Annotated in this window: 1 protein-coding gene; it reads right to left on the bottom strand. The window is 50.4% G+C overall.

Annotated elements, in window-relative coordinates:
* The coding region (locus tag H0248_RS18730; RefSeq protein ID WP_180787054.1) for a helix-turn-helix domain-containing protein at positions 1 to 254 on the bottom strand (254 nt) is incomplete at both ends.

The following is a 254-nucleotide window of genomic DNA, read 5'->3' as shown; positions in this document are numbered from 1 at the left end:
CGCTTTTGCTGCACGGTATTGTTTTGCACCTTCGTGCCTCTTGATCTCGAGGCTAATCGTTGAGGGGGCTCTTGATAATTTGTCAGCGATGTCCCTAATGCTACGTTTTGCTACCAGCCCTCTGGATATCTCCCCTCTTTCATCAAGCGAAAGCGCTAACCGGTGCCGCTTTCGGACAGGGGGACGGTATCCACCAGTCTGATGGATAGTGGGCATGATAGAAGAATGGTATCTGTCGAACATTCTGGCGATAT

The organism is Pectobacterium brasiliense, assembly GCF_013449685.1.
Lineage (GTDB): Bacteria > Pseudomonadota > Gammaproteobacteria > Enterobacterales > Enterobacteriaceae > Pectobacterium > Pectobacterium brasiliense_A.
The sequence above is the reverse complement of the archived record's forward strand: the minus strand, read 5'-3'. Positions and strand labels throughout refer to the sequence as shown.